We start from the raw sequence: 10,217 nt of genomic DNA, 5'->3' as shown, positions 1-10,217 counted from the left end.
CCACCGCGCGATGCCCCAACTGCGCCCGCGACGTCGCCAGCGCATACCCCACCTCCACCGGCTCCGGAGCACCCGCAACCGCATCCGCACGCTCCAACAGGTCCAACAGCCCGGCGGCCTGAGCGCCCAGCGCCGTCGCGCTCGCGCCGGACACCGGCCACAGCAACGATTCCGTGACAGGGCGGCAGGCCGGAAGTGCCGGCTCGGCGGGTTCGTCGGCCGGGGCCTCTTCGAGGATGACGTGGGCGTTGGTGCCGCTGATTCCGAACGAGGAGACGCCTGCCCGGCGCGGGGTCGTAGCGTCCCACTCCACCTGTTCGGTCAGGAGCCGGACCTGGCCGGCGGACCAGTCCACCTTCGACGACGGCGCATCCACATGCAGGGTCCGGGGCAGCACACCATGGCGCATCGCCATGACCATCTTGATGATCCCCGCGACGCCCGCCGCGGCCTGCGTGTGCCCCAGGTTCGACTTCACCGACCCCAGCCACAGCGGACGTCCCTCCGCACGGTCACGCCCGTATGTCGCCAGCAGCGCCTGCGCCTCGATCGGATCACCCAGCACCGTGCCGGTGCCGTGTGCCTCCACCACGTCGACCTGGTCCGATGACAGACGGGCACTCGCCAACGCCTCCCAGATAACGCGCTGTTGGGAGGGGCCGTTCGGCGCGGTGAGGCCGTTGCTCGCGCCGTCCTGGTTCACGGCGGAGCCCCGTACCACCGCCAGCACCGGGTGGCCGTTGCGCCGCGCGTCCGACAAACGTTCCACCAGCAGCACGCCGACGCCCTCGGACCAACCGGTGCCGTCCGCCGCCTCGGAGAAGGCCTTGCAGCGGCCGTCGGCCGCCAGACCGCGCTGTCGGCTGAAGGCGACGAAGGGGCCCGGGGTCGCCATCACGGTGGCGCCGCCGGCGAGTGCGAGGGTGCACTCGCCCTTGCGCAGCGCCTGGATCGCGAGGTGCAGCGCCACCAGCGAGGACGAGCAGGCCGTGTCCACCGTCACCGCCGGGCCTTCCAGGCCCAGGACGTACGAGATGCGGCCGGACAGGACGGCCGCGTTGCTGCCGGTGGCCATGTAGGCCTCGGCCTCTTCCGGCAGTTTCAGGTCGAAGTAGGTCTGGCCGTTGGTGCCGACGAACACGCCGACGCGGTCTCCGCGCATTCCGTCGGGGGCGATGCCACCGCGTTCGAATGCCTCCCAGGACGCTTCGAGCAGCAGCCGCTGCTGCGGGTCCATCGCCAGCGCCTCACGCGGCGAGATGCCGAAGAAGGCCGGGTCGAACTCCGCCGCGTCGTAGAGGAAGCCGCCCTTGCGCGGGTAGTCCGAGCCGTCCCCCGCCGTGGCTGCGTAGTCGGCTGCCGTACCGCCGTCCGAGCCGGTCAGCGACTCCGCCCCCGGTACGCCGCCGGTGTCCCAGCCACGGTCCTCGGGGAAGCCCCCGATCGCGTCGGCCCCTTCGGCGACCAGCTGCCACAGATCCTCGGGCGAACGTACGCCGCCGGGGAGGCGGCAGCTCATCGCGACGATGGCGACGGGCTCCTGTCCGGCGTTCTCGATCTCCCGCAGCTGCTGCTTGGTGGCATGCAGGTCCGCGGTCGTCCGCTTGAGGTAGTCGAGCAGCTTCGCTTCGTTCACGTTCGCCATGAGGGCCTCGCCGTGTGTCGTTTCCCGGGACTGCGCATGCGGGAGGTGCGGGAAGTGGGTGGAAGGTGGGGACGGGGACGGTCGACGGGTCAGGAGAGCCCGAGTTCCTTGTCGAGGAAGTCGAAGACGTCCTCGGCCGTCGCGGTGTCGAGGCGGTCGGCGACGGTGGGCCCGTCCGCCGGTGCGCCGCCCCCCGCGTCGTGGCCCTCGTCGCGTCGCGCGTTGAGCCGGGTGACAAGTTCTTGGAGCCGGTGGCTGATCCGGCTGCGTTCGATCTCCGCGGCCGACAGGGACGCCACTACGGATTCGATCCGTTCCAGTTCCGCCAGTACGGGGACGGCGGGCGCCGCTCCGCTCGCGCACAGCTCAGCGTGCAGATGGCCGGCGAGGACGTCGGGGTTCGCGTAGTCGAACAGCAGCGTGGCCGGGAGCTTCAGGCCGGTGACGGTGCTCAGCCGGTTGCGGAACTCGACGGCGGTGAGCGAGTCGAACCCCAGCTCGTTGAAGGCCCGGCCGGACTGCACCGTGCCGGAATTCTCGTAGCCGAGGACCAGTGCCACCTGTCCGCGCACCAGGTCCAGGATTTCCCGTCGCTGCTCGCCCTCGGGGAGCGCCGACAGCCGGACGACCAGGTCCGAGGGCGCTTCGGTCGCGCCGACCGGCCCTCCGGTGGTGACGGCGGCGCCGGCCCGTACCTCGGGGAGGCCGGCGATCAGCGGGCTGTGCCGGTTCGCGGTGAACGAGGCAGCCAGCTGCGGCCAGTCCGCATCGAGGACGCCGACGCAGGTCGCCGAGCGGTCCAGGGCCCGCTGCAAGGCGGTCAGGCAGAGTTCGGCGTCCATCGGGGCCAGGCCGCGCCACCAGGAGCGGTCCTGCGAGGCGTCCTCGCCCGCCATGCCGCCACCGTCCCAGGGACCCCAGGCCACCGAGGTGCCCGCGAGGCCAAGGGCCCGGCGGTGCTGGGCAAGCGCGTCCAGGTAGGCATTGGCAGCGGCGTAGCTGCCCTGTCCCGCGCTGCCGAGCAGCCCGGCGATCGAGGAGAAGGTGACGAACGCCGTGAGGTCGCGGTCCCTGGTGAGTTCGTGCAGATGCCGGGCCGCGGTCACCTTCGGGCGCAGGACGCCGGCGAGCCGGTCGGGCGTGAGGGACTCCAGTACGCCGTCGTCCAGTACGCCCGCGGTGTGCATGACGGCGGTCAGCGGCTGGTCCTCGGGCAGGTCGTCGAGGAGTGCGGCGAGCGCGGCACGGTCGGCAACGTCGCAGGCGGCCACGGTGACCCGGGTGCCGAGCGCGGTGAGTTCTGCGGCCAGCTCGGCGGCGCCCGGAGCCTGCGGGCCTCGGCGGCTGGTCAGTACGAGATGGCTGGCGCCGCCCCGGGCCAGCCAACGGGCGACGTGGGCGCCGAGGGCGCCGGTGCCGCCGGTGATCAGGACGGTTCCCTGGGGATGCCAGCCGGGCGGGGTGGCGGACCCGGCGGTCGGGGTGACCGCCCCGCCCGCTGTCTCCGACCCGCCCGCTGTCTCCGGCCCGGCGGTGCCGTCGTCCGTGGTTCCGGCTGCCGTGTCGCCAGCACTCGCGACGCCAGCACTTACGACTCCGTTGTCGCCGGTGCCCGCGACGCTGGTGTCGGCGGGCACATGCACCAGCCGACGGCCGAAGGTTCCGGAGGCGCGGACCGCGATCTGGTCCTCCGCGCCGGAGCCCGGTTCCGCGGCCGCGGTGCCCGTCAGCGCCGAGACGACCCGACCCGCCGTGCGGTCGTCGGGCGTGGGCGGCAGGTCGATGAGTCCGCCCCAGCGCTGCGGCTGTTCCAGGGCGATGACCCTCCCGAGGCCCCACACCTGGGCCTGCTCCGGATGCGGCAGTTGCTCCGCGCCGCCCACCGCGACCGCGCCGGTGGTCAGGCACCACAACGGCGCCTCGATCGCCGCGTCGCCCAGGGCCTGGGCGAGCGCGACGGTGGCAGTCAGGCCGCGGGAGGCGGCGGCAGTCCGTTCCCCCGCGGCGCCTGGGCCGTGGGCGTCCTCGTCGAGTGCCAGGAGGGAGACCACCGCGCGTACCGGCACGTCCGCACCGCAGGCCTCGCGCAACCGGTCGGCGAGCGCGGCCCGTCCCCCATCGGCCTCGGCGGTGTGCGACGGTCCCGTCGCCTCCACCGTGAGGTGCCGGGGCTCCGCGCCCCGGCTGCGCAGCACCTCGCCGAGGCGCTCGGCCCAGAGCCGGCCGGCCGGTTGCTCCGGAGCCACGACGAGCCAGGTGCCGGCGGTCGCGGCCGCGTCCGGGCCGGGTTCGCCGAGGGGCTGCCAGTCGATCCGGTAGCTCCAGGCGTCGGCCGTCGCCTCCTTGACCCGGTGGGCGCGCCAGGACGCGAGCAGGGGCAGCACGGCGCCCAGGCCCTCCCGCTGGGCGTCGGTCTCCGCGTGCAGTGCCCCAGCGAGCGCACCGGTGTCGGTACGCTCCACGGCGTCCCAGAAGGCCGAGTCGACCGCGCCCGCGGCCGCAGGCCACAGGGCCGGGGCCGAGCCGTCGGCAGCACCGTCCTGCCACCAGTAACGCTGCCGCTGGAACGGATAGGTGGGCAGTGATACGCGCCGTCCGCCCCAGGTCCCGGCGACCGCATGCCAGTCGATGGCCGTGCCGCGTACGTGGAGTTCGGCCAGGGCGGTGGTCAGTGCCTGCGGCTCCGGGCGGTCGGCGCGCAGGACGGGGATGTACGCCGGGTCGGCCGGTCCGCCGGTGGCGGGCGGGCTCGACGGGGCGGCGTCGTCCGTCGCGCACTGCCGGGCGAGGGCCGTGAGGGTGGCGCCGGGGCCCAGCTCGACGAAGGTGCGGACGCCAAGTGCGCGCAAGGTGGCGATGCCGTCGCTGAACCGGACCGTTTCGCGCGCGTGCCGTACCCAGTAGTCGGCGGAGCTCAGCTCTCCCTCCTCACACGGCTTTCCGGTGAGGTTGGAAACCACCGGGATCCGCGGCGCGGCCGTCGGGAGGTCCGCGACGGCCTTCCGGAAGTCCGCCAGCATCGGGTCCATCCGAGGCGAGTGGAAGGCGTGGCTGACGCGCAGTCGGGACGTCTTGCGCCCCTGCTCCCGCAGGTGCTCGGCGGCCCGCTGGACGGCATCCTCGTCTCCGGAGAGCACCACGGCCGACGGACCGTTGACGGCGGCGAGCCCCAGTGGCTCGCCGAGCAGCGGTCGTACGTCGTCCTCGGACGCCTCGACGGCGAGCATCGCGCCGCCGTCGGGCAGGGCCTGCATCAGCCGGCCGCGGGCGGCCACCAGCGTGCACGCGTCGTCCAGGGTGAACACGCCCGCGACATGCGCCGCGGCGATTTCGCCGACCGAGTGGCCGATCAGCAGGTCGGGGCGGACGCCCCAGCTCTCCAGCAGCCGGAACAGCGCGACTTCGACGGCGAAGAGCGCGGCCTGTGCGCAGCCCGTACGGTCGAGTCGGGCCGCCCGCTCCGCGCTCGGCGCGGCCTCGTGAGACCACATCACCTCGCGGACCGGCTGTTCGAGCCGGCCGTCCAGTGCCTCGCAGACCGTGTCGAACGCCGCCGCGAAGGCGGGCTGGGCCGCGTACAACTGCTGTGTCATGCCCAGGCGTTGGGCGCCCTGGCCGGTGAACATGAAGGCGGTCCGGGCACCGGGTCCCTGCGGTGTGCCGCGCACCAGTCCCGCGGCGTCGTCGCCGGCGGCCAGCGCGTCCAGTCGGCGCAGCAGACCGTCCCGGTCGTCCGCGACGACCACGGCCCGGTGGTCGAAGGTGGCCCGGGTGGTGGCCAGCGAGAACGCGACGTCCGCGGCGCTCGCCGGCCGCTCGTCCTCGTTCCCGGCGGCTCCCGGGTGGTGGGCGGTGGTGGCGGTGAGGTGTGTGCGCAGCCGGCCCGCCATCTCCTTCAGCGCCCGGTCGTCACCCGCCGACAGCAACCACGGGAGGGCCTGCGGACCGGCGGCGACGAGCGGGGACGGAACAGGGGCGTCGGCGGGCGCTTGGCGAGCGGTGTCGGCGGGCGCCTCAGGCGAAGGGGAAGCGGGCGCCTCGGGCGCGGGGTCGGCGGGCGCCTCCTCGATGATGATGTGCGCGTTGGTGCCGCTCAGGCCGAACGAGGAGACCCCGGCCCGCCGCGGCCGCTCGCTCTCCCACGCCACCGGCTCGGTCAGCAGCCGTACGTGCCCGGCCGACCAGTCGACCTGCGGCGTCGGCTCGTCCACATGCAGCGTGCGGGGCAGCGTACGGTGCTGGATCGCCTGCACCATCTTGATGATGCCGCTGACTCCGGCGGCAGCCTGGGCGTGCCCCATGTTCGACTTGATGGATCCGAGCCACAGGGGGCGTTCGGCGGGGCGGTCTTGGCCGTAGGTGGCGATCAGTGCTTGGGCTTCGATGGGGTCGCCGAGGACGGTGCCGGTGCCGTGTGCTTCGACGGCGTCCACCTCTGCCGGTTGGAGGCCGGCGTTGTGGAGGGCCTGGCGGATGACACGTTGTTGGGAGGGGCCGTTGGGTGCGGTGAGGCCGTTGCTTGCGCCGTCCTGGTTGACGGCGCTGCCGCGGATCACCGCCAGGACGGGGTGCCCGTTACGGCGGGCGTCCGAGAGACGCTCCACCAGCAGCACACCCACCCCCTCACTCCAGCCCGCACCGTCGGCCGCGCCCGCGAAGGACTTGCAGCGGCCGTCCACAGCGAGACCGCGCTGCCGGCTGAATTCGACGAACATCTCCGGTCCCGCCATCACGGTCACGCCCCCGGCCAGTGCCAGGGAGCATTCGCCGTTGCGGAGCGACTGCGCGGCCAGATGCAGTGCCACCAGCGACGACGAGCACGCGGTGTCGACCGTGACCGCCGGCCCCTCGAAGCCGAAGGTGTAGGCGACCCGCCCGGACACGAGGCTGCCGGCCGTGCTGCCGCCCGCGTAGTCGTGGTACATCAGACCGGCGAACACCCCGGTCCGGCTGCCCTTGAGGCCCGCCGGGTCGATGCCCGCCCGCTCGAACGCCTCCCAGGTGGTTTCCAGCAGCAGCCGCTGCTGCGGGTCCGTCTCCGGCGCCTCTCGGGGGCTGAGCCCGAAGAACACCGGGTCGAACTCCGCGGCGTCGTAAAGGAATCCCCCCTCGCGCACGTAGCTGCGCCCGGGGCGACCGGGGGTCGGATCGTAGAGCGCGTCCGTGTCCCAGCCGCGGTCGGTGGGGAACTGCCCGATCACGTCGGTGCCCTCGTTCACCACCCGCCACAGATCCTCGGGGGACGTCACGCCGCCCGGGTAGCGGCAGCCCATGCCCACGATCGCGATCGGCTCGTGCCTGTCGTCCTCGACCGCGCGCAGCCGGCGCCGGGTCTCATGGAGGTCGGCCGTCGCACGCCGAAGGTACTCGCGCAGTTTCTGGTCGTTCGCCATCGAAGTGTGAGCCAATCTCGGGCGGTGGATCCCGGGGCGTCGTGGAAAGCGGCTGTCGGTGGTGGTCGGTGACCATCGGTGGTCGGTGGTCACCGGTGGTCGGTGGCCGGGGATATCGGTGATCGGTGGCTATCGGTGGTCGGAGCCTGACGGCACCGTTCCGAGGCGTGCGGGCTACGGCAGTCCGAGCTCTCCGTCCAGTGCGGCGAACAACTCGTCGTCGGTGGCCGACTCGTAGTCCGCGGGGGCCTCGGCATCCGCACCCGGTGACGTGCCACGTCGGGCGCGCCATTTGCGGACCAGCACCTCCAGCCGTGCGGCGACTTCGGTGTGCTCCTCGTCGCGGTCGTCGGCGCCGGCGGGCGAGGACAGCAGCGCCGACTCCAAGCGGTCGATCTGGTCGATCAGCGACTGCCCGGAGGACCGGTCCGGCACCAGTTCGGCCGCCAGGTGCGCGGCCAGCACGGCCGGCGCCGGGAAGTCGAAGACGAGGGTCGCGGGCAGCCGCAGTCCGGTGGCCGCGTTCAGCAGATTGCGCAGGTCCACGGCCGCCAGCGAGTCGAACCCGATGTCCTTGAACGCCCGCTTCGGGTCGACGAGTTCACCGCTGCCGTGGCCGAGCACCGCTGCCGTGTTGTTCCGGACCAGGTCCAGCAGGAGGAGAGCACGGTCGGATTCCGACAGGCCGGCCAGCCGCTGCGAGAGCGCGTCGGCGCCCGCCGTCGGCGCCGCCGGGGCCGACACCGCGCGGCGGATCGGGGTGCGGACGAGCGTACGCAGCAGCGCGGGTACCGTTCCGCCCTGCGCGCTCAGCGCCGCTGTCTCCAGCCCGACCGGGACGAGGACGGAGGTGTCGTCCACCGCCATGGCCGCGTCCAGCAGCGCCAGCGCCCGGGCGGTCGGCAGCGGGCGCATTCCCATCCGCCGCATACGTTCCAGGTCGGCCTCGGCCAGTTGCCCGGCCATGCCGTGGGTGTCACCCCACAGGCCCCAGGCCAGCGAGAGCGCGGGCAGCCCCTGCGCCGTACGGTGCCGGGCGAGGGCGTCGAGGAAGACGTTCGCGGCGGCGTAATTGGCCTGCCCCGCGCCGACGAAGAGACCGGCAGTGGACGAGAACAGTACGAAGGCTGCCAGGGGTTGATGCCGTGTCAGTTCGTGCAGATGCCAGGCGGCGTCCGCTTTGGGCCGTAGCACCGCATCGATGCCGTGCGCGGTCTGCGTCTCGATCAGACCGTTCTCGGTCACTCCGGCCGTGTGGATCACCGCGCTGAGCGGATGGCCGGCCGGGATCTCGGCGAGCAGCTTCTCCAGCGCGGTACGGTCCGCGACATCGCATGCCACCGGCAGCGCTTCCGCCCCCAGCTCGGCCAGTTCCTGCTGCAGTGCCAGCGCTCCCGGCGCCTGCTCACCGCGGCGACTGACCAGCAGCAGCCGGCGGACGCCGTGCCGGGTCACGAGATGCCGGGCGACGGCAGCACCGAGGCCACCGGTCCCGCCCGTGATCAGCACGGTGCCCTCCGGGTCCCACTGTCCGCCGCCGACGGCATCAGCGGCCCCGGAAGCAGCACTCGACTGTTCCCTCACCAGTCGCGGGGCCCACAACCGGCCCTCACGCAGGGCCAGTTCACTGGCTTCGTCCGCGGCGGCCGCGACTGCGGCCCGGAGCCGGCGCCCGGAGGCCTGCGTGCCGTCCCAGTCGAGCAGCAGCAGCCTGCCGGGGTGCTCGGCCTGCGCGGAGCGCACCAGACCCCACAGCGGAGCGGACACCATGTCCACCACGGTGCCGGTACCGGCGGACACCATGTCCCCTGCGGTACCGGCTGCCGAGTCGGGGCCGGCCGCGCCACTGGTGACGATCACCAGCCGTGAGTCGGCGAACCTCGGCTCGGTCAGCCAGTCCTGCACGGTCTCCACAACGCGGCCGAGCACGGTACGGACCCGGTCCAGCAGATCGGCGCCGCTGCCGCTCTCGGGGTCGTCACAGGCGAGAGCCACCACATCCGGTACGGGACCGGCCGCTGCCGTGAGCGCGGCCAGATCGCGGAACACCGGGACGTCGGCGCCGAGAGCTCCGGCGAGCCGAGAGTCCGCTTCGGCCCCCACGACCGCCCAGTTGATGGCCGCCCCAGAGTCGCCCCGCGCCTCCTCGACCGCGGACCACCCTGCCCGCTCACTCCAGCCGGGCCGCAGCAGAGCATCGTCCTCGGATCCGGCCACGGCCAGCTGCTCGGCACTGACGACCCGCGCGGCCAGCGACCGTATCGCCATCACCGGCGCCCCGGCCGAGTCCGTGACCAGCACCGACGCCTCGTCCGGGCGGTGGGACGTCACCCGCACGCGCAGCGAGGTGGCACCCGTCGCGTGCACCGTGACACCACTCCACGCGAAGGGCAGCCGCGGCCCCTCCGCACTGCCCTGACCGTCGGCCTCATGAAAGAGGTTGGCGTGCAGTGCGGCGTCCAGGAGGGCGGGGTGGAGGGTGAATGCGGCGGCGTGCTGGGTTTCCTCGGGGAGGGTGACTTCGGCGTAGGTGGTGTCGTGGTGCTGCCAGGCGGCTTGGAGGCCTTGGAAGGTGGGGCCGTAGTGGTAGCCCTGGGTTGCGAGTTGTTCGTAGGCCTGGTGGAGGGGGATGGGCTGAGCGCCGGGCGGCGGCCAGACGCTGAGATCGTCGTCGGCATCGCCGGCCGGCAAGGGGACGAGTGTGCCGGTGGCGTGGAGGTTCCACGGCAGATCGGCGCTGGCGAGGCGCGAGTGGATGGTGACGGTGCGTCGACCGGCCGTGTCGGGTGCGCCGACCGTGATGTGCAGGTGGACGGCCTCAGCAGGGGGGAGCACCAGAGGTGCTTGGAGGGTGAGTTCTTCGAGGTGGGGTGTGGCGGTGTGGTTGCCGGCGTGGAGGGCGAGTTCGATGTAGGCGGTGCCGGGCAGGAGGGTGGTGCCCATGATGGTGTGGTCGGCGAGCCAGGGGTGGGTCTGGGTGCTGAGGCGTCCGGTGAGGACGCAGGTGTCGGTGCCGGGGACGGTGACGAGGGCGCCGAGCAGCGGGTGGTGTGCGGGGGCCTGGCCGAGGGTGGTGGCATTGCCGGTGTCGGGTGCGGCTTCGAGCCAGTAGCGCCGGCGTTGGAAGGGGTAGGTGGGGAGGTCGATGGGTTGGGTGGGGGTTGTTGTGGTGTGGAGGG

The 10,217-nt window shown here is 73.2% G+C and carries 3 protein-coding genes; all 3 read right to left on the bottom strand.

Annotated features, from left to right (window positions below; genetic code table 11):
- Positions 1–1,645 (bottom strand): type I polyketide synthase (locus EST54_RS31370; RefSeq protein WP_174857554.1); only part of this gene is annotated, 1,645 nt, incomplete at its 3' end.
- Between the two features lie 89 nt (positions 1,646–1,734).
- Positions 1,735–7,068 (bottom strand): type I polyketide synthase, encoded by a 5,334-nt coding sequence (locus tag EST54_RS31365; protein WP_392567429.1) that lies wholly within the window; start codon positions 7,066–7,068, stop codon positions 1,735–1,737.
- A 144-nt stretch (positions 7,069–7,212) separates the two neighbouring features.
- Positions 7,213–10,217 (bottom strand): type I polyketide synthase (locus tag EST54_RS31360; RefSeq protein WP_129251089.1); only part of this gene is annotated, 3,005 nt, incomplete at its 5' end.

Source organism: Streptomyces sioyaensis (genome assembly GCF_004122735.1).
GTDB lineage: Bacteria > Actinomycetota > Actinomycetes > Streptomycetales > Streptomycetaceae > Streptomyces > Streptomyces sioyaensis.
This window is presented reverse-complemented; position numbering and strand designations above follow the sequence as displayed.